Source organism: Mesorhizobium sp. ORS 3428 (assembly GCF_001854785.1).
Classification (GTDB): Bacteria; Pseudomonadota; Alphaproteobacteria; order Rhizobiales; family Rhizobiaceae; genus Mesorhizobium.
Genome location: NZ_MDFL01000124.1, coordinates 37,748 through 56,513 on the forward strand (window position 1 = coordinate 37,748; position 18,766 = coordinate 56,513).

The 18,766-nt window shown below is 59.7% G+C and carries 22 protein-coding genes; 15 read left to right on the plus strand and 7 right to left on the minus strand.

All coding sequences use genetic code 11. The features are described 5' to 3' along the window. From ORS3428_RS18385 to ORS3428_RS18400, 4 genes are read right to left on the minus strand one after another with little or no spacing between them, the layout of a single operon-like run. Positions 1–1,101, minus strand: a complete 1,101-nt coding sequence (locus ORS3428_RS18385) for a glycosyltransferase family 4 protein (protein WP_083355197.1) — start codon at positions 1,099–1,101, stop codon at positions 1–3. Continuing rightward, positions 1,086–2,378 carry a TIGR04295 family B12-binding domain-containing radical SAM protein gene (locus ORS3428_RS18390; RefSeq protein WP_071099721.1) on the minus strand — a complete coding sequence of 431 codons (1,293 nt, stop codon included), beginning with the start codon at positions 2,376–2,378 and terminating at the stop codon, positions 1,086–1,088. Before ORS3428_RS18390 ends, ORS3428_RS18385 begins: the two co-directional genes overlap by 16 nt. After that, positions 2,375–3,448: an NAD-dependent epimerase/dehydratase family protein gene (locus tag ORS3428_RS18395; protein WP_071099722.1), complete on the minus strand. Its 1,074-nt coding sequence runs from the start codon at positions 3,446–3,448 to the stop codon at positions 2,375–2,377. Before ORS3428_RS18395 ends, ORS3428_RS18390 begins: the two co-directional genes overlap by 4 nt. Next, positions 3,445–4,548, minus strand: coding sequence for an NAD-dependent epimerase/dehydratase family protein (locus ORS3428_RS18400; protein ID WP_071099723.1), 1,104 nt, complete (start codon positions 4,546–4,548; stop codon positions 3,445–3,447). The genes ORS3428_RS18395 and ORS3428_RS18400 overlap by 4 nt, the downstream gene beginning before the upstream one ends. Positions 4,549–4,732: 184 nt before the next feature. Here ORS3428_RS18400 and ORS3428_RS18405 point away from each other — a divergent pair, with 184 nt between their 5' ends. The 9 genes from ORS3428_RS18405 to ORS3428_RS31615 all read left to right on the plus strand — a co-directional run bounded on the left by ORS3428_RS18405 (position 4,733) and on the right by ORS3428_RS31615 (position 12,581). Further along, on the plus strand, positions 4,733–4,999 hold the full coding sequence (locus tag ORS3428_RS18405; RefSeq protein ID WP_071099724.1) for a hypothetical protein: 267 nt from the start codon (positions 4,733–4,735) through the stop codon (positions 4,997–4,999). A 178-nt stretch (positions 5,000–5,177) separates the two neighbouring features. After that, positions 5,178–5,417, plus strand: coding sequence for a hypothetical protein (locus ORS3428_RS18410; RefSeq protein WP_071099725.1), 240 nt, complete (start codon positions 5,178–5,180; stop codon positions 5,415–5,417). A 166-nt stretch (positions 5,418–5,583) separates the two neighbouring features. Continuing rightward, a complete protein-coding gene (locus tag ORS3428_RS18415; protein WP_083355198.1) occupies positions 5,584–6,720 on the plus strand; it encodes an AI-2E family transporter in 1,137 nt (378 codons plus the stop codon). Between the two features lie 120 nt (positions 6,721–6,840). After that, on the plus strand, positions 6,841–7,707 hold the full coding sequence (gene ku / locus ORS3428_RS18420) for a non-homologous end joining protein Ku (RefSeq protein ID WP_071099759.1): 867 nt from the start codon (positions 6,841–6,843) through the stop codon (positions 7,705–7,707). Positions 7,708–7,818: 111 nt separating this feature from the next. Next, positions 7,819–8,088 (plus strand): DUF3606 domain-containing protein, encoded by a 270-nt coding sequence (locus ORS3428_RS18425; protein WP_071099726.1) that lies wholly within the window; start codon positions 7,819–7,821, stop codon positions 8,086–8,088. A gap of 1,060 nt (positions 8,089–9,148) precedes the next feature. Continuing rightward, the gene (locus tag ORS3428_RS33075; RefSeq protein WP_131802917.1) at positions 9,149–9,442 is read left to right on the plus strand and encodes a hypothetical protein; all 294 of its coding nucleotides are present in this window, start codon (positions 9,149–9,151) and stop codon (positions 9,440–9,442) included. A gap of 1,156 nt (positions 9,443–10,598) precedes the next feature. Further along, positions 10,599–11,024, plus strand: a complete 426-nt coding sequence (locus tag ORS3428_RS18440) for a hypothetical protein (RefSeq protein WP_071099760.1) — start codon at positions 10,599–10,601, stop codon at positions 11,022–11,024. Between the two features lie 126 nt (positions 11,025–11,150). Beyond that, positions 11,151–11,753 carry a diguanylate cyclase gene (locus ORS3428_RS18445; protein WP_071099729.1) on the plus strand — a complete coding sequence of 201 codons (603 nt, stop codon included), beginning with the start codon at positions 11,151–11,153 and terminating at the stop codon, positions 11,751–11,753. Positions 11,754–12,302: 549 nt separating this feature from the next. Beyond that, positions 12,303–12,581 (plus strand): hypothetical protein, encoded by a 279-nt coding sequence (locus ORS3428_RS31615; RefSeq protein WP_083355200.1) that lies wholly within the window; start codon positions 12,303–12,305, stop codon positions 12,579–12,581. Between the two features lie 129 nt (positions 12,582–12,710). On the opposite strand, the gene ORS3428_RS18455 is transcribed toward ORS3428_RS31615, so the two are convergent. Continuing rightward, positions 12,711–12,914 carry a hypothetical protein gene (locus tag ORS3428_RS18455; RefSeq protein WP_071099761.1) on the minus strand — a complete coding sequence of 68 codons (204 nt, stop codon included), beginning with the start codon at positions 12,912–12,914 and terminating at the stop codon, positions 12,711–12,713. 385 nt (positions 12,915–13,299) lie between these two features. Between ORS3428_RS18455 and ORS3428_RS34435 the strand changes: the two genes are divergently transcribed. Then, positions 13,300–13,422, plus strand: coding sequence for a hypothetical protein (locus ORS3428_RS34435; protein WP_443136862.1), 123 nt, complete (start codon positions 13,300–13,302; stop codon positions 13,420–13,422). Positions 13,423–14,256: 834 nt separating this feature from the next. Continuing rightward, entirely contained in the window at positions 14,257–14,520 is a 264-nt protein-coding gene (locus tag ORS3428_RS18460; protein WP_071099731.1) for a hypothetical protein, read from the plus strand. 279 nt (positions 14,521–14,799) lie between these two features. Here ORS3428_RS18460 and ORS3428_RS18465 read toward each other — a convergent pair whose 3' ends face one another. Next, a complete protein-coding gene (locus ORS3428_RS18465; RefSeq protein WP_071099732.1) occupies positions 14,800–15,384 on the minus strand; it encodes a general stress protein in 585 nt (194 codons plus the stop codon). 22 nt (positions 15,385–15,406) lie between these two features. Further along, positions 15,407–16,132: a DUF4142 domain-containing protein gene (locus ORS3428_RS18470; protein WP_071099733.1), complete on the minus strand. Its 726-nt coding sequence runs from the start codon at positions 16,130–16,132 to the stop codon at positions 15,407–15,409. Positions 16,133–16,323: 191 nt separating this feature from the next. On the opposite strand from ORS3428_RS18470, the gene ORS3428_RS18475 reads away from it, so the two are divergent. The 4 genes from ORS3428_RS18475 to ORS3428_RS34005 all read left to right on the plus strand — a co-directional run bounded on the left by ORS3428_RS18475 (position 16,324) and on the right by ORS3428_RS34005 (position 18,611). Beyond that, positions 16,324–17,166 (plus strand): DUF1236 domain-containing protein, encoded by an 843-nt coding sequence (locus tag ORS3428_RS18475; RefSeq protein WP_071099734.1) that lies wholly within the window; start codon positions 16,324–16,326, stop codon positions 17,164–17,166. Between the two features lie 7 nt (positions 17,167–17,173). Continuing rightward, positions 17,174–17,377, plus strand: a complete 204-nt coding sequence (locus ORS3428_RS34440; protein WP_071099735.1) for a hypothetical protein — start codon at positions 17,174–17,176, stop codon at positions 17,375–17,377. A gap of 186 nt (positions 17,378–17,563) precedes the next feature. After that, positions 17,564–18,043 carry a hypothetical protein gene (locus ORS3428_RS33080; RefSeq protein WP_131802918.1) on the plus strand — a complete coding sequence of 160 codons (480 nt, stop codon included), beginning with the start codon at positions 17,564–17,566 and terminating at the stop codon, positions 18,041–18,043. A gap of 340 nt (positions 18,044–18,383) precedes the next feature. Beyond that, positions 18,384–18,611: a hypothetical protein gene (locus ORS3428_RS34005; RefSeq protein ID WP_083355201.1), complete on the plus strand. Its 228-nt coding sequence runs from the start codon at positions 18,384–18,386 to the stop codon at positions 18,609–18,611. Positions 18,612–18,766 lie beyond the last annotated feature (155 nt).

Below are 18,766 nucleotides of genomic sequence, written 5' to 3' on the forward strand. Positions count from 1 at the left end.
TCAGCGCCCTGCAGCCGCGATCGCAGCCTGATCATAGATTTTGYGCATCGCCATTGCCTGTGCCTGCACCGAGAAGTTGCGCGCCCGCCGAGCGGCGCGCCGGCCGAGCTGACGCCGCAATCCTCCGTCGCGGGAGAGGCGGGCGATGCATTCGGCAAGCGAATGCGGCTCGCGCGCGTCGACGAACATGGCCGCGCCGTCCCAAATCTCTCGATAGGTCGCAATGTCCGCGAGCACCAGTGGCGTGCCCGAGAGTGCGGCTTCCAGAGCGGCAAGCCCGAAGGGCTCATAGATCGATGTCGAAACGAAAATGCCGGCCCGGGCCATTTGCCGACGCGTCTCGGCATGGCCGATCGGGCCAAGCGCGAGGCAATGATCGAAACACGCCCTCTGCCCATCCGGACCGTCGAGCGGGCCGGCGGCATAGACCGGCCATTCGATAACTGCGGCCGCGGCGTCCAGCGCCGCCGCGTTCTTTCCTTCGTCCCACCAGCGGGCGGCTGCGAAGACGAAAGGCTTGCGCCGCGATGCTATAGGGCCGGCGAGGGCGCTGTTGTGTACGACGCTCAGCCGCGCGAGCGGCCCGTAGCAGGCCTCCAGCATGTCGGCGTGGCTTCGGCTGGGTGCAACTACGACTTCGGCTCGATTGAAACCAGCCCTGTTGCGGTCTTTATGCCAGGCCCAGGCCCCCGCTGCGACTTGACCGCGTACCGCATGCAGCCACGTCACTATGCAGGAATGCGAAACCGCGACGACGGGACACGGCAGATCGAGCTTTGCCGCTTGGGCCGGTGCGTTGAGGTGAACGAGGTCGACAGCATTGGCCCTTGCAAGGTCCCGAAGCTCGCCGGGCAAGCCTTCGAGATCGCTCTCGTTGCGGGTCATCCAGTCCGGGGGGGTATCGAGCCATGTGAGCGTTGCGAAGGACTGCACCTCTCGTGCCTGTTCCTCTGAAGGCTCTGGCCCCAGCCCGGCAAGCACCAAACTGTTGCCTTGGGCGGCGAGCTCGCGCGCTAAGTCGAGCGAGTAGCGCCAGACCCCGCCGACCGCATCGGTGGTCATGAGGATGCGCCTCGGGCGATGGATCAATGATTGCAGCATGAGGACTCCAACTCGGCCAGGGCGCGCGGGCGCTGGTCCTGGATGTCGCTGAATGTCTGGAATGATGCGAGATAGTGCTCGTGCGCGCGCTCCCAGGCCAAATCGTCGGGCTCGCCCCAGAGCTCGCGGTAGCTGGGCGAGCTTGGATAGGGATAAAGCGGCACCGGCTCGTTGGCCCAGACACCGTGCTCTATGAGGTACCTGCGCCAATATTCCACCAACGCAGGGTCGTCCTCGACCACGCCGATCAGGTTGGCCTGGACGAAACGCACATGCCGGCGGGCATCGACCAGCAGCGCCGCTAGTTCCTCGGTCCCCAGCCGGCAGCGCTTGGCCAGCATCTCGCGGCCTTCGACGGTCAGGCTTTCGAGCCCGGCTTCGATCGACACGCAGCCGGCCTCGCCAAGCAACTTCAGCAGCTCCGGTTTCCAAAGATCGATGCGCGTCTGGATTCCGAATAGCACATCGCGATCGACCAATGCCTCGAGCAATGCCTTCTGCGGCAGGAAGATCTCGTCTATGAAATAGATGTACCCGACGCCCTGGGCGATCAGGCCGTCGATTTCAGCAACGATGGCGTCATGGTTCCTGCGCCGGTAGGCGTCGCGAAATTCGATTTTGGCGCAGAAGCTGCAATTGTAGGGGCAGCCCCGCGAAGCCTCTACTTCTGCGCCGGCGCCATTCTGGTCCGCGTCGAACCGATGATGATGGTGCGAATGGGCGCCAACCCAGTCTAACGGCCAGCGAAGTGCCGGGTGGTCGGCGAAACGGCTGACGTTTACGCCACCGTTGCAGGCCAGYACGCCGCTGTCGAGCCGCGCCGTGTGAGGGACCGCGCTCCAGTCGCTCCGCTCAGCGAGCTCTGCCACCACTTCCTCGCATTCGCCGCGCGCAACGACATCGACGCCAAGCTTTCGCAGGGTGGGGGCGSGCGTGGCTGAGCCATGCGGTCCGACGGCAACGGTTCGGCCGCCGCGCGTGCCCAGACGTCTCAAGAATTCTGCCGGCACCCGCAACTCCGGCGGTGCACAGCGCCAGAAAAGGTAAGTCGGCGCGGTCGTGACCACCGTCATGTCCGGCTCGAATACGGCCACCCGCTCGGCAAGCGCAGCATTATCGAGATCTTGCAGCTGCCCATCCAGCATCAGCACACTGTGGCTGTCGGCCTCCAGCAGGGCTTTGCAGTACCCAAGCTCCAGTGGCAAATGCGGCTGCCGGCAGCCGAAATAGATGCTGTGCTCATATGTCCAATGCGGGTTGACCAGTGCGACTTTCACGCGACGTACCTCGCCGTTTCGAGGCGCGGCAGGAGGCGATTCTGCAACAGCCAGCCGGCAAGATCGCTGACGCCTTCGCGCCACGGGACATTGGCTCGCCAGCCGAGCGCGGCCTCAATCTTACGGGTATCGGCGACGAAGAAGGGCTGGTCRCCGGTACGTTCCCGGTCGTGGCGGAGCACGATGTCGCGGCCGGTCATGGCKGCGATTTCCGACAGCAGCGAGCTCAGGCTGACAGTGTTCCGCGGTCCGCCCCCGAGGTTGAATGCTTGGCCTTTCAGGTCTTCGATCCTGCTGAGCACGCCGCGATAGGCGGCAACCGCGTCCGACACATGCAGGATATCGCGCACCTGCTTTCCGTCGCCGTATATGGTGATTGGCCGGCCACAGAGTGCGCTCAGCAGGAAATGCGCGACCCAGCCCTGGTCCTCGGTGCCGAACTGGCGCGGTCCGTAGATGCAGCTCATCCGCAGCACCGCAGTCGGTAGCCCGTAGGATTTGGCGTAGTCGAGCACATATTGGTCCGCCGCGCCCTTGGAGCAGCCATAAGGCGTGCAGAAATCGAGGCCGATCGTCTCGTCCACTCCATTGGCGCGAATGGCGTCGTCACGCGGTTCGTAACGATCGTCTGTCTCCCGCACCACGAGCTGCTGCAGGCTGCCGTAAACCTTGTTTGTACTTGCGAAGATCACCGGTGCGCCCACGCGGCGCGCCGCTTCGAGCACGTTAAATGTGCCCACGACATTGATGTCGAGGTCTTGCCGAGGATCGAGCAGACTCGTGGTCACGGCGGTCTGCGCAGCCAAATGGAAGATCGCCCTTGCTGGTGTCAGCGCCGAAGCCAGCCTGCCTTTGTCGCGCACGTCCACGGTCTCGATGCTGAGATGGCTTCCATGTTTTCGCGCTAGCCACTCCAGGTTCTGTTCGACGCCGCGGCGGCTGAGATTGTCGATAACCAGCACCGGCTCGCCATCCGACAACAGGCTGTCGRCCAGGTTTGATCCTATGAAGCCGCTGCCGCCGATGACGGCCACTGGCGCTTTGTGAAGCTTGCGGTGCCGCTCGCTCATGACACCAGCCCTCGCTCCTCAAGCTCGCGCCTCATGTCGCTACCGCGGTCGATGACCACAGTATTGCCAACCCACGTCGCGAATTCACCGAGGGAGTTCTCAATCCGATGACTCGGATCGAAGCCGAGCAGTTCGCGCGCCTTAGCAATATCGGCAAAACAGTTGCGAATGTCGCCCGAACGCGCCTTGYCGAGGATCTCCGGTGACTGCTTCGGAAGCCCCATCGCTTCGGCAAGCAGGCGGGCGACCTCGCTGATGGCATACGAGCGTCCGCTGCCGATGTTGATTGCATGGCCAGCTGCCTGGCGCTGCTGCAAGGCCAGCCGGAAAGCGCGGGCGACGTCGCGTACATGGACGAAATCGCGCCTTTGCTCGCCATCCTCAAAGATTATTGGTCGCTTGCCGTTGGCAAGCCGCGACGCGAAGTTGGBGAGCACACCGGTGTAGGGATTGGCCAGCGCCTGTCCTGCGCCGAAGACGTTGAACAGGCGCAATGCCACCGCATCCACTCCATATGCCTGGCCGAAAATCAACACCGCGCGCTCCTGCGCATATTTGGTCAGCGCGTAAATCGAGGCGAGGTCAGGACGTTTCTGCTCGTCAGTAGGAATCGGCGACAGCCTTTCGCCGGCAGCCGATAACGGGTTCCATTGACCGTTCCTGATGTCGCTTGGCCTGCGACGGGCGTCATCAACACGCCGCCCGTCCGGTGTCTCGTAGAGGCCTTCCCCGTAGATGCTCATCGACGATGCGACGACAATGCGTTCGACCGATTTCTTGATCAACGCCTCAAGCAGGGTTGCGGTGCCGAGATCGTTGGTACCTACGTAGCGGGWGATCTCATACATGGATTGGCCGACGCCGACCTCCGCAGCGAGATGGATAACGGCATCGACATCGGATACCGCCTCGGCGACCAAGTCCTTGTCGCGCACGTCGCCTCTTATCARCTCGGTGCCAGGTGGAATGCTGATTTCGCTCCCATGCACTTGGTCCAGGAGCACGTCCAGGATACGCACCCCATAGCCCCATTCGATGAGCTCCTCGGCGACATGACGGCCGATGAAACCGCAGCCCCCAGTAATCAGTACACGTTTCACGAGAACTCCTTGCGGATGTGGCGTTGGGCTTCCGAACTGCGGRACAAAAGGTTTGTTCCCTGCTTCAACAAAGTTCCTCCCGCAATGCGCGTGACAACCTGCGATCAGGCCGCCCGCATAGTTGGAACATTGCCCGTTGCGCGCTGTTAGAACCGCATTGGTTCCACGCGAGAAAGGGAAAGTCATGTCCGAGGCTAAGACGACCACCAATCATGACGAGATACGCAAATGGATTGAGGAAAGGGGCGGGCGTCCCGCCGCGGTTCGCACACAAGGCGAGGGCGGCATCCTGCGCGTCGATTTCGGGGAGCCCGAGGAGTCGCTCGAGTCGATCGGGTGGGACGAGTTCTTCCGGATATTCGAGGAGAACGACCTCGCATTCCTCCATCAGGACGAAGTTGAGAGCGGCGGAAAGAGCCGATTCAATAAATTCATCGAGCGCACCAAGTAGGGCTGACCTCAGGCCGGCCTCGATCTACGCGACTCCAACCAGCAGCATCGTCTCAGCAGCATCGTCGATACTGGGTGGGGACATTCTGTCCAACTCTTTGAAATGTCGGGCAGAAACAAGCGCTCCAGGACGGAACCATTTTTAGGATCCGGCCGTTGGCGTTAGTCGGAGCGCTACTATGGGCACTTTTTCGGATCTGGATAAGAAGCTCACAGAAAACATCTATGATCATGGGAGTCGGTTAACCGATCCCAGCGCTGATCTGCCGGACCGGGTCAAAGAAACGGTTGACCTACTCATGCCATTCGTCGAGCCGGAGGCACGCGAGACCGTGAGGCTGCAAATTCTAGGCATCATCCACGAGCACATATTTGAAAAGCCCGCGGCTGGAACGGAAGGTCCGGCGACCGAAGAATGAGAGTTTCCTTTTCTAGTGCTATTAAAACTCGATCACATCTTTTCGGCTCAATCCGGCGGCTGCCGACCTCATCCGGCGTCATTTGCCAGCCGGAGCTCACTGTTCTGTATTCCGGAGGGAACGTCAGCGTCGTTTGYCRGTTCAATAAACAGGCAATGAGACTTCAATGCAAAACGGACGCTTCGAGCTCGAACAATCACCGCCGGCTCCTGCAGAGGCGGTTGAGCCGATTTCGCAATCTGGCGAGAGATGCCGAGCAACACGATTGGGCGGGGTGACGTTCTTCACTGGCGGTCTCTTCGTCTTAGCAATCCTCGCCGCCTCCTTTGCGGCGAGTGCCATAGTACTTCCGCTCGTGCTTGCTGWGTTCCTCAAGTTGCTCCTGCAACCCGCTGTCAGTCTGTTGGAACRCTTCTTTGTGCCCAGGGCTTTGGGAGCAATCTTGCCGATCATCCTCTTGGTCGGACTCTTGGTCGGCTTGGTGGCCGCCCTGTCCGCGCCAGCAACGACATGGGCTCAAAAGCTGCCGCAAGGCATACCGAGGCTGGAAGAGCATTTGATGGTRCTGAGCGGCCCCATGCACAAATTGCAGGGTGCCCTCGAAGTTGCGGAGGAAATCGCAARCGCACCCCCGCAAGGGCGCACGACGGTGGCAGTACGCAGCGATCTCGGTGTTGCCGGAGCGCTGTTTGCCGGCACAAAGGCCGTTCTGGATGGACTAATCACGACAGTCCTTGTCCTTTATTTTCTGTTGCTGTCGGGAGACACCTTTCTTCGGCGCATTGTCGAGATACTCCCGACTTTCGCCGACAAGCGGCAGGCCGTTGAGATAGTCCAAGAAATCGAAAGTGACATTTCCGTCTATCTGCTGACGATAACCATTATGAATGCCGGAGTGGGACTTGCGACCGCCGGAGTGATGTATGCGTGCGGGTTTCAAGACGTATTGCTATGGGGCACAATGGCGTTCTTGCTAAACTTCAYCCCATTTTTGGGACCATTGCTGGGAGTCGGGATATTTATGCTAGTCGGGCTGCTCTCGTTTGACAGTTTATGGTGGGCATTACTAGCGCCGGTCCTCTACTTTCTGATCCACCTTGTCGAGGGTGAGACGCTTACTCCCTTCCTGCTCGCGCGCCGCTTCACGTTGAATCCCGCGCTTGTCGTATTGTCGTTGATATTCTGGTTTTGGATGTGGGGAGCGCCTGGAGCGCTTTTGGCATTCCCGCTGCTGGCCATCCTGAAAATCGTTTCCGATCGGCTGCGGCCTCTCAGGTCTTTAGGACATCTGTTGGAAGAATGACATTCTCTAGCGTTGGTTTGCGGCCAGCCGAAAGCCGACACTATGCGCCGGCTTCCCGACATCGGAACGAAGCGGCGCGTTGTCCGTTGCGGCTATATTCTTGTCGCCAAGGAGATTGCTATGGCGCCGCGGCCTGCCTGGAGCGGCTATCTCAAGCTGTCACTGGTCACCTGTGCCGTCGAATTGACCAACGTAGTGACCCATGCTGAGAAGGTTTCCTTCCACGTTCTCAACCGCAAGACCGGCAACAGGGTCCGGCGCGTCTATATCGACGCCAGAAGCGGCAAGCCGCTGGACGAAGACGACGAGGTCAGGGGCTACGAAGTCGGCAAGGACGAATTCATTTTTATCGAAGATGAAGACATCGAGGCCGTGCAGATCGAGTCGTCCCATACGCTCGATCTCGACGGCTTCGTTGATAAATCTTCGATCGAGCAGATCTATCTCGACACACCTTACTACGTGACGCCGGCGGACAAGGTGTCGCAAGAAGCCTTTACTGTGATCCGCGATGCGCTGGCTGAAAAGAAGATGGCCGGCCTTGCCCGTATCGTGCTGTATCAAAGGGAGCGCCCTGTGGTCATCGAGCCGCACGGCAAGGGTATGATGCTCACCACTTTGCGCTACGGCGACACGGTGCGCGGGTCCGACCACGTCTTTGCCGGCATTAAGTCGGGCAAGCCGGATGGCAAGACGATCGAACTCGCCGAAACTCTCATCGACAAACAGAAGCGTAAGTTCGATTCGACCGAGTTCCGGGATCGATACCAGGAGGCGCTGCTGGGACTGGTTCGCACTAAGCAGACTGGCAGGAAGGCGCCAAAAACCAAGRCACAACCCAAGCCATCCAATGTGGTCAATTTGTTCGATGCGCTGAAGAAGAGCCTGAACGCGGAGGCTGGAAAGCAATCCACGTYGCCAACGTCAAGACGAGCCCCGAAACGAAGAAAGACGAAGACGCGTGCCTCCGGGCGCAAGTTGGCATAGGAGCTGCCTCCGCGTCGGGCGATGCGGCGTGTGCCTTTAGCGACAGGCCGAGGCAACGAATAGCGCTGGAAGGCGTTGCACTTCGTCGATACCGTTCGAGGAGGATTCGAAGTGCCGAACAGCACAGGCAAACACCGGGACCCGCCCACTGTCGTGGAGGATCATGAGATCGAGCATTTCGCGCGTCAGAACGGGGTCACCATCGAGCAAATGAAGCGACTCATTGAAGAGCACGGCAATGATCGTGCCACTTTGACCGAAGCGACGAAGACGCTGAGGGAATCCGACGATCAGGACACCAGCGGGGCTGACGAGGTGACGAGACAGGCACGTCAACAGGCTACGCCAATGCATCTCGGCAAGACGACAAGGTCGGGCTGATCCTTTGCCGCAGCTTACCAGAGTGCGGCAGCCGTAAGCGGAAGCTAACCGACGGTTCGTTTTCTTCGGCGGCGGCTCAGGCTTGAGCGGCGGAGGGTAGTCTTGATCGCCGGTGTTGCGGCTGGCGCCGTTCGCACAGTCGAGCCGTGTTTGTCTGACGCATCAGTCGCTCTGCTTCCAATCTCTCTCGCGCCGCGGCAGTCGGCTCATGTTTATTCTCGTCGATCTTCCATGCGGTCAAGGGTGATCCAGCGTTATTCACCGTCGGAGCGACAGCCGTTGCGCGACAGGCTGCTGTTCCGAACCGTAGGAGGAGCAGGGCCAATTTCACCCTTTGTAGCCATGCAATTCCTGGTCCTTGATTTCGCGCAGCAGCCGGATGATCGCATCGACCGGAGGCGGATCAGTTGCCGGCTTGGTCTTCCGCGACCATAGACGACAAAGAAGCCTTTTCAATATTGGCATCGTAAGTCACTCCCTAGGTACCAAAACTGTTCGGAAGGACGGATGTTTCAGATTTGAACGCTACTTTTTTCTGATGGGCCGCCGCGCAGACGTTAAGCGAACAGGACAGCAAGCAGAAAAGCGACGGCAGCTACAAGCACGAGCGCCGCAATCGCCAGCACCGGTCCCTTCCTGCTCGGCTGAAGGCCGGGCGCGTTCTCGGGGCGCCGCATGGCGTTGGCGAAAGTCGCCTGATTGGAAAAGCCTGGTCGATGCCGAGGTGCGGGCTGGGCCGGACTCGCCGAATCTCCTGCCTCGGAATCAGTTTCCTGGGCCGYGGCTGCCGGATCGAAACCGGGCGTCTTGTCCTGCGTCATGCCTGACTGGATTTCGCCTCGATCCTCGGCAGGTGTTCGCTTGCTCTTTGAGGCCATCGGACAGCTCCTTCGCAACCAAACATCTGTCCGCCCCACCGGTTCCAAACCATGGCAACGCTGCCATGCATGAGCACCGCTGCGTGCATGCCGGTCACTGCCGGCGGCGATCTTCGGAGCAGCAGGAACCTTTCCAATTGGCCCAGCTTTTATCTTCATTGCCTGGAGATAATGAGGCACCGATGCAGGTTCTCGAAACCCGAATACTTTCCAAGCCGGAAGGCGTGGTKGTGGTCGAATTTCTCGGCGAAAGCGGAGAAAAGATTGCAGTGTGCGGTTTTCGAGGCCACGGAATAGCGGCCCGGGCCAGAGGCCAATCGCGAGCCCGACCGGCCTGCCGCACCGGCCAAGCGGAGGGTCTCTTCGCGTTCGAATATCGTGACGGCGACGAGATACGGCAGCTTCAGGGCGTGAAACTTGCGAACCTGAAGTCCGTGCATGAGGAGGCGCTGCGTTCAGCGGGTCGAGCTTGTTGACGGCACGGCAAATGAAAGCGGGCAAGAGGGCTCGGCAGTTCGGGTMCTGGACGGTAGCGGCAAGATAGTGGTCTCGGTCGATTTCGATGAGGCGAGACGGGAAAAAGCGGCAGCGGAATGAGGACCGCAGGCTGCTCAGACAAAGAAGGATACGCAATGCATCCGTTTCTGGCCCTGGATAATCTCGCAGCGCCGAGAGGCGACGGGCTGCACCCAAAACTTGCCAACCTACTCAGAGCACGTATGGCTTTTGCCGCTTCTGGAGTGGTCGTACTCCGTCAGTGCAAGGGCACAGAGATCCAGGCCGGCCCTAACCCGGTCGGCAATGTTGGCGGAGCGCCGCAAAAGGGGGTGGTTCGTCTTCCTGCCCGGCAAAGCCCTACGCTCCGACGGAAGAGTTAGACAAGCGACGAAAAGCCGGTCTCCAGGTCATTCGCGGAGCGACCGGCAAGGTGGTTTGCCATCTTCGATGGGCGAGCCGACATCTTGTTAGGCCAGGGAAGGCAAAGGCTAAGGAGGCCAAACATGAAGGCGCTGATCGTGGAAGACGAATATCTGATCGCTTCCGATGTGGCGAACGGACTGCGTCAAGTGGGTTCAAAGTAGCCTGCGTATCTTCCGACAGTGCGGGCCGAGAGGTGGTTACCCGACAACGTGCCGGATCCAGCAATTATCCATCCAACTGCTGGACGGGCAGCGCGGTGTCGCTGCCGGCTACGTCAAGACGATGAATGTGCCCTTCATAATTCATTCGGGCTACGACGCTGCGTTCCAGGCCCCTGCCTTTCACGATGCGCGCCCTACATGACCAAGCCGGCTGCGATCCTGGATCTGGTGAAGCTTGCAAATCAGATGATCGGGAATCTCGCTGCACGTAGCGGACGCGAAACTCTATTCTCCGGAAACTGCCTTCCTGGCTCGCGGCGCATCGTCTGCAGACTGTGCCGGTCTGCTATCGAGAACTCTTGGATGCAACATTATTCCGGTTCTTCGGGAACATTGGAGACGGCTGCCAGTTCATCGGTGCAGACGCCACTGATCGGCGCTTGCCGAAGATCGGTGGGCAACGCTGATCGGTCCACGCTGTCCTCCGACGCGGCCCTGCCGATTTTCGCCAGGAAAGGCCGGTCAGACCAGGATGGACAGGAGCTCAGCAATGAAACATCACACATTCGATCAATTGCGATCAGTCGCGGATGTCAATCCGGTGGCGCCGGTCGCGACGAGGATCCAAAAGATAAAGAGGTGGGCGGAACTGCTCGAACGAAATCCATCGCGCTGTCTCTCCGCGCTCAACGGTACTGAGTATCTCTATCCCAATATGCGCGAACAAGCGCGGGCGCCGGGATCTCCTCTCACGGTTGCGTTCGAGGATCCGCTGCTGCGTGCTGCGGGGCTGCAATCCGACACTTATGGGGAGGCGAAACGCTTCTTCCAACTTTCGGATTGGGAACTCCACGAAATCGTCTGCAGTTGCCACACGGGCGCAACTATGCAAGCCGGTTGGGCTGCTGGACGCGTGCGCAGGATCATCACCGGCAATCGCTTCCTTGCCTGGCTGAGAAGCCGCTTTGTGCATTGAGCATATCAGTCATTCACCGCGCCGTTGCGTTGGGCGCCGGCGGTACTYGATCCGCGAAGTGGCGCCGCGTGAGAAACTCGCCAGGAACGGAAGAGTGCAAACGGCTCAGGGTCGGAGCGTTGCTCAATGCTGAACGATCCGATGGTGCTGATCCTGATGTATTTCGTCCTGCCTATCTGGCTGATYGCCGGATTTGCCGACTGGCTCTGCCATCGCGCGACACACATCGAATCCACGACTGGGGCAAAGGAATCGCTGATCCACCTGCTGATGTTTGTCGAAGTCGGGATTCCGCTGCTCGCGGCGATGTTCCTGGAGATCAATTCGCTGGTCATCGCCGCTATGATGATCGTCTTTCTTATCCATGAAGCTACCGCCATATGGGACGTGCGCTATGCGACCACCGCGCGCACCGTGAGCCCGATCGAACAGCATGTGCACAGCTTCCTTGAGATGATCCCACTGATGGGGCTTGTCAGCGTCGTTACGTTGCATTGGGACCAGTTCCAGGCTCTGTTTGGGGCAGGGACTGAAAACGCCCGCTTCGACCTCGCCTGGAAAAGCCAGCAACTGCCCGTGGCCTACATCGCAATTGTCATGAGCGTGATCCTGCTTTTCGAGCTGCTGCCCTATTTGGAGGAACTCCTCAGGGGCCTGCGAGCCAATTCCGGCCGGCTCGTGCCTCCCAAGGCCCGGCAAAGCAAGGCTGGGGRGACGGCCGCGCGCTGAGAACGCGGCAGGCCGCGTTCAGGCTCGCCTCACCCGTTCTCGTTCATGGCGTGGGGCGGAGGCTGCTGGCCGAGGGAATGTCGTGGCTCTCTGCCGACCCAGATCCAGACGGCGATCAGCACAAGTATTCTTATCGCGATCGCAACCAACGGCGTAATCCGAGACATCAGCAGTCCTTCCGCAGCGCGGCTGTCAGCGGCCCGGCTTGTTCGTGTTCGGGTCCGAGGCCCCGCCGAACGTCGGATCGGGCGCAACCGGACCGCGCTCGGCCTCGGCCCTTTGGATTCGATCTCCTGGAGCGCCTGATCCAATGTTTCCGATTCCGCCCTTCCGGCCGCCCTTGCCGCTCCCAGATTCGTGGGTGCGGCGTCTRACGCGTTCTTCCCTGTCCATCGCTGCCGCCTGCTCGCGCCCTTCCCGCCGCTTGCTCGCCCAATTGGGCAACAGGTAGTTCCACTGGAGATCGCTGGAAGCGGCCGGCCCGATTGCGTGAGCTCGGGAACGCTCATTCCATGGTCCTGTTATCCTCAAGATCAACCGGAGAAAGTCGTGGGCAAAGAAGAGAACCACCGCGAGACCGGCGCCAGGAAGTACCCGGCCAATACCGATCCGGATCCTTCAGACCAGTTTTCACAGGCTGCGGCCGACAATGAAAAGCCTCACGCCCGATTTGGGCTCACCCGCAAAAAAGGCGAAGTTGAAGACAAGACACATCAGTCCGAAGGCCATAACCCTCCGGGCCAACGTGGCTCCGGTCCGCCCGGAGAAGAGAGTTCCGGAGCGGGTCCGTCGGCGGCCAAGCACTCCAAGCGTAAAAAGGGCGCCTAAGGACGTCGGCGATCCTGGTATCCGCTTGAGGACTGCTCGCGGCGATGGAACATAGTTCTRGCTTCAGATCGTCACGCAGCAGCTGCCGCTCTTCCTGATTTGCAACAAGTGGTGCCCGGCCGGGCATCATCACTTGTTCGTTCGCACCTTCTGCCTGGGATTGATCCCGCCGGCGTCGGTGGTGTTATTCTCGACATCGCCTTCGACGGTGTTGTCACCCTGGTCCAGCTGGTCGCCTTCCTTGTAGCTGCCCTTGGACCTTCCAATGCCGGGGTCGCTACCAATGTCGGCGTCGCTGGGCTTTTTCGACTTTGGGTGTTGATTTCCTGTCATAGCCTTCCTCGCTGAGTGTATGCTGGACGAACCGTGAGGTGCACCGAAGGTTCCCGTCAGCTTGATATCGATCGAGACGGGCCGTCTCTTCACGCCGAAGGGGAAGGTTTCCGGGACCTTATCGGCCGTATGCTCCGGCACCGCGGTTGTTTCATCGAAGCAGACGAAGGCATCGAATTGCCGCGCCAGCGAGACGTCGGCATAGCGGCTGTGCAGCTCCGCTTCCGGGCGATAGATCACGCCGATGAAGCGTTCGAGCCGACGTTCGGTCGGTCACGAAGGATTTCGTCGGCTCCAAGATCGAGCAGAAAATGAGGGGCGCCGGAGTCACGGCAGAGCCGCTCCATCTCGCCACCCCAACCCTTGGCGGCGGCGACGGTGCCGCATGCGTGCCGAAGCCGATAAGGGCTACATCGTCCCCGAACTGCTGGCCGCAGAGTTGGCCGATATTCACTTCGTCTCTAAGGAAATTTTGTCCTGGTTTTTTCGCAGCGCCTCCATGACTTGATGCCGTCGCCAGGCAGGCCGAACACGACCCCGACGTTCCAGGCAATCAAGCTGTCGACAAGGATTTCCGCTGCATCTGACATGATGAGGGCTCCGCTGAATGCCTCTCCGAACCGGCAGGACGGCTGTTGGTTCCTTCCATCCAAGACGGCGGTCAAATGCGTTAGCCGTCCCTAAGGACCGCGTTGCGAAACTCTTCGGTTCTTGCCGGAACTTTTCGTCAGCTTCCCGGTTCTGAGCCCGATCGTTTTCCCTCCTGCGATCTGGGTCCCACTCAGGCCCCGACTGGCCCGTTGTCAAATCCGGCAACGGGCCTTTCATTTCAAACGCCGGATTCATCGTGTGGCGGCAGGAAATGGCTCACTTGAGCGGCACTGAATAATGAGGTTGATACGCTATCAGATTTGCGGGCTGACTACTTGGTGAAGCCGGACTCGCCCGTCCTGGTTTCAAGCTCTGCCGATAGCCGATCCAGGTCCCGCATGCCCCGCTTTGATCCCTATCGTTCGCGGTCATCCACTCGCGCAATCTTGAGCCGTGAGCAATGGTCAGCCACGACCTTTGCGAGAATTGCCAGTGGGCCGGTCCGCCACATCGCGCGGCAGCATTTTGGCTTGCCTGGACGCTGCGAAAGCATGATGGCCGCTTCCAAGAATTCGCGTGCCTCCATCGGTACGGACGACAAACGAACCTACGCCTAATTGCAAGGGTCAAGAGTGAATTCATGCTGAACAACGCCGTCCCGACGAGCTTGCGGGAACGAGCGAGCTGGATGCGGATTATAGTCAATGGCGGATGGGCAAAGTAGCAGGAATGATCGCCGGAGAGGCTCATAATGAGCGACGCATCGAAGACCACTAACCACGAGGTGATCCGGGCATGGATAGAGGCCCGCGACGGCAGGCCTGCATTGGTGCGGGCTCAAGGCCGAACTGCGGTGTTGTGCGTCGACTTCGGCGAACAAGCAGAGGATCTGGAGCCCATCGAGTGGGATCAGTTCTTCACGATACTGGATGACAACAATCTAGCTTTTCTGCACCAGGACATAACCGCGGAAGGTTTGCCCAGCCGTTTCAACAAATTTGTCGAACGTGGCTGAGCGACTGCATATCTGGTCAGGCAAATTCACTGTTTCCCCCCTTCATTTGTTGCTAGCTTGCGGGTTCTTTTTCATGCCGGCAGCCGGAGACGAGTCCTGGGGTGCTTTCCGCCCTGGTTCTGCTCGAGCGTTCGCTTCAGCGGCGTCGGCCAACCTTTCCCTACATAGACAAGCGCCAGTAGGATCCCAAGGGTCAGTATCGGCGGCAACAGAACTCGTTTCATGCTGGAGCCCTCATTCGCTGCGCTGGCGATCGATCTTTCCGGACAGATGCGGGGGTCATCGGTTCCGGCGTGCGATGCCGCGATCGAAGTTCTCAGTTCGGGGATCGTCAGCCGCCGGATCGAAACCGCTCCAGCCGCCTGCTTGGTATTCGTTTCGCCGGTCGCCGACGTCCACGGATCCAGCGGAATGCAGGATATCCCGAGCTGGTTGAACCAGATCGTCCGCGACGCGGGCGGTAACAAGCGTGCCGCCCCGACGAATACCCTCCGCATAGACATGGGCGTCGTTCTCCGGCACGCCGCCGTCAGTCAGTGCCCCGATAATGCCGCCGGCTGCGCYACCCACAACTGCGCCGGCGGCTACGCCTGCGGCGGTCGCTGYCAGCCAGCCAGTAGCAACGACCGGTCCGACGCCGGGAATCGCAATGGCTCCAAGACCAGTCGCCAAGCCCCCGGCGCCGCCCACGAGGGCCCCAAGGCTGGCGCCGCTAGCCGCATTCTCCGCCGCGACAGAATGCCGGCCGTCGGCATTGCTGGCGATAATGCTGAGATCGGTTGTCGGCACGCCCATGGACTCCAGTTCGCCCACAGCATCGGCGGCATCGTCATAATCGTCAAAAAGCGCTGTGATCGTTTGCATGTTGATGACTCCTGCTGGATTGCTATTGGCCGGCAAAGATGTTGCCTTGATAATCGAGGGCAACGGAGATGCTTTTTCCGTCCTTTTTCGCCTGGCCGCGCCAGATGCCCTGGGGATCCTTAGTCAGTGAAGAGATGTCGCTATACCCGGCGTTCTGAAGACGGTTCTTCGCCTGCGCTTCGGTAAAGMTGTTGGCACCCGGAACCGGGGCGGGCGGTTTAGGTGTCGAAGCCGACTTGACCGCCGGCATGCTCGCGTTGGCGGCCGCGATCTTCGCGATCATGGCTCGGTGCATCTTCAGTGTCGGCAGGGTTTCCGCAGCAAATGTCTTCAGGCTGGGGTTGTCGCCGCCGTTTGYGTAAGACTGGAAGAGGTCAACGGCATCGCGATGAGCGCTGCGCTGCATCTCGATATACGGCTGGTCAAATCCAGGCAGAGTATTCCGCAGTTCATCCAGCTCGTTCTGATGTGCGGCGTCGAGCTCGGTCGGCACTCCCAGTTTCTGCTCGTTGGCGATCTTCTTGAGCTTCTCATTCGCCGCGCCATGATCGGCRATCATCTTCCCGGCGAATTCCTTGACCTGCTGCTCCTTGGCTCTGTCCTGCGCAAGCCTGCTCGAATCCACCTCGAACATCCCGCCGACGGCTGCTTTGTTGACGAAGGTCTGCGCATTGTCCGCGGCGGCGGCTGGAAAGGCGGGTGACGCCGCAGCGATTACCAATGGTGCAAGAAGTGCCCGCGGGTTCATGGTCTCAAGCTCCTTTGCTCGATGAACTGGGGCCGAACAGCCGTCCCACGGCTTTGTTCCAATCGCAGCCAGTTGGATTAAGGCACCTGCTCCCATTGAAGGCATTTTTCGACCGAACCTCCTTCGGAACAATTCTTTTTAGCTGAGGTTTTACCCAGCGAGGGGACGCACTTTGTCCGAGGAGATCACCCATGAAACGCGTCTTGATAACAAGTATGTTGGCCCTTGGCGTCAGTTGCGGAACCGCGCTCGCTCAATCACAGCAGCCAACCGACACCCAATCCGGCACCAACTGCACCGCCGGAATGACCAACTGCAAAAAGGGCTCGACTAGTGGCGAGCAGACGCAAGGCAAAGCCGGCACTACTACCGAACAGCAAACTCAAGGCAGCACAAAATCCCAATCCAACGAGCAGGCCCAAGGCAAGACCGTCRGCACCACTGACCAACAGGCTCAGGGCACTTCGGGCACGAGCAGCGAACAGYAGGCTCAGGGAAAGCCAAGCGCCAACTGTGCGGCCGGAATGAAGAATTGCAAACAGGGTTCGAATACCGGCGAGCAAACCCAGGGTGGGACGACCAATCAAGCCCAGAGCAAGAGCCAAACGCAGACCAATGAGCAGGCCCAGGGTAAAACCGGCACGACAACCGGCCAGGCGACCCAAGGCACGACCGGCACAATGAATAACCAGGCCCAGGGTAGCACGAATGGGCAGACCAACGAACAGGCGCAGGGCAAAACCTCGACGCAAGAAAACCAAACGACCGGCTCGATCAGCAATGTGACGGTCGAACAGAAAACCCAGATCATCGACGTCATCAAGGAAAGCAACGTCGAGCCTGTTTCCAACGTCGATTTCGACATCTCGGTCGGTGTGGAGGTTCCGCGACAGAAGGTCCATCTGCGTCGTCTGCCGGCAAGGATTGTCAAGATTGTTCCGGCCTACGAAGGCTATGAATATTTCGTGCTCGCCGACGGCCGGATCGTCATTGTCGATCCGAGTACCTACAAAATAGTCGTTGTTCTCAGCTAGCTGACACATGGCGGCGGCCTGCCATGCGAGGGATGACGGGCCGCAGCCGCCGAAGGAACATGGTGTGCACCAATATCACTTCCGTCTCTCGGCGCTCGATACCGAGACGCTGAATTGTGGGGAGAAGGCTCGCATTGCCAACATACTTGATCACGCGCGACAGCATGTGATCGACACGACCGAGTTCGTGGGCACCTACGAGACTCGCTAATTGAAGTGCCATCCGGTGCTGCTTCTATCCGTTGCACGGTCGCCGTTCGGGTCGCTCTGCCGTGAGCCTGAGCGTCAGCTGATCGTCAGGCCTAAATAACTGGAGAAAGGTCGGCGAAGCGGCCGGCCTGTCGGCGTGGAACAAAACTGGCCACGTGCTATTCGACGGCACTGTACGAGACGACCGATGCTCCCGTGGTTGGTGCACAAGGCGACCCTAATCTCTGCTTTTGCCAGTATAGGCATGCTGGTGATCTGGTCAGTCTATCTGCACGTCTTTTGGCGGAGCCATCGGCGTCGACGAACGCCAAAGCTCTTGATCAATTGGGGAGAAGGACGCGAGCTCTCCGCGCGATGCTTCGTCACCAATATGAGCGAAGGTGCAGTCTTTATTCAAAGCGTCATCGTCGATCTGGGAACGCCGCTCGGCCATCATCGTGTATTCATCTCAGATGCGGAAGATCTGCGGAACTCCAAGCGACCCTCCGACTGGCGGCATATGACACGCCAGGGACCACGTGGTCCCGGAAAGCTCATCGACATGGGAAGTTTCGACAGCATCCTCGACTACRCCTTTCGTGAAAAAGGCGGGCGACAAGACCTTTCAAGGATCGAATTCAAGCATCCATCAGTTCGAAATAACGATCGTTGCCATGTATGGTTCTGAAGATGCACTGATAGGAGCGTCCCGACTGTTTGAGATCATCCGCACCAGCGGTAAGGCGCATTTGCGATCCAAGACCGTGGAGACTCACCAAATAGTCTCGTCCCGAGAACGAAAMCGGCTGGTACGCGAACTTGGGGAGCAGCTGTGAGCCGGCAATAACCGGAAGTTCCTGCCATTGCATCTACTCCGGCATGCGGTCTCGAACGCGCGGAGGCGGTCTCAGAGATTCTTGCTCGTCCTATGCCGTTGGACGGAACGGTCTTTCCTATTGCGGGTTGGTGAAGATACCGACGCCGGCGAAGAGACACAGCATCGACGGCGCAACTGAAGGAGAACGCCTATGACTAACTCACGCAAAGGCGCGCCAGGYACCACCGACCAGAAGCCGCGCTGGGAAGGGCCACCCGAAAATCGACCGCGGGGCTATCTCCCCGCGGAGGACAATCCGGATGAGGATCGCGATGCCGCCGGCGAAAATTTGCGGGATCCCGACAAAGACGACCTTGGCGATGCGCTGAGGACGAAACGGAACGAACGAACTGCGCCTGACAACGAAAGATCCGAATAGTGGGGCGAACAAATCGGGCGCCGAACAAGCGCAAAGACCGCTCCGCTRCCAAAAGGCAAATGCTCGACAGGCGCCAATTCGCAGTCGAACGCTGGGCACCATGTTGGTCGCCGAGTTCACCATTTGGTGACCCGGCAGGTTTTGGTCGGAACGTC

What these genes read in the sequence shown, in the direction of transcription:
- ORS3428_RS18410 (WP_071099725.1), top strand. Translation starts at nt 5,178, where the DNA reads ATGGGCACTTTTTCGGATCTGGATAAGAAGCTCACAGAAAACATCTAT.
- ORS3428_RS18460 (WP_071099731.1), top strand. Translation starts at nt 14,257, where the DNA reads ATGAGCGACGCATCGAAGACCACTAACCACGAGGTGATCCGGGCATGG.
- ORS3428_RS34440 (WP_071099735.1), top strand. Translation starts at nt 17,174, where the DNA reads ATGGCGGCGGCCTGCCATGCGAGGGATGACGGGCCGCAGCCGCCGAAG.
- ORS3428_RS18405 (WP_071099724.1), top strand. Translation starts at nt 4,733, where the DNA reads ATGTCCGAGGCTAAGACGACCACCAATCATGACGAGATACGCAAATGG.
- ORS3428_RS34435 (WP_443136862.1), top strand. Translation starts at nt 13,300, where the DNA reads ATGCGTGCCGAAGCCGATAAGGGCTACATCGTCCCCGAACTGCTGGCC.
- ORS3428_RS18440 (WP_071099760.1), top strand. Translation starts at nt 10,599, where the DNA reads ATGAAACATCACACATTCGATCAATTGCGATCAGTCGCGGATGTCAAT.
- ORS3428_RS18455 (WP_071099761.1), bottom strand. Translation starts at nt 12,914, where the DNA reads ATGACAGGAAATCAACACCCAAAGTCGAAAAAGCCCAGCGACGCCGAC.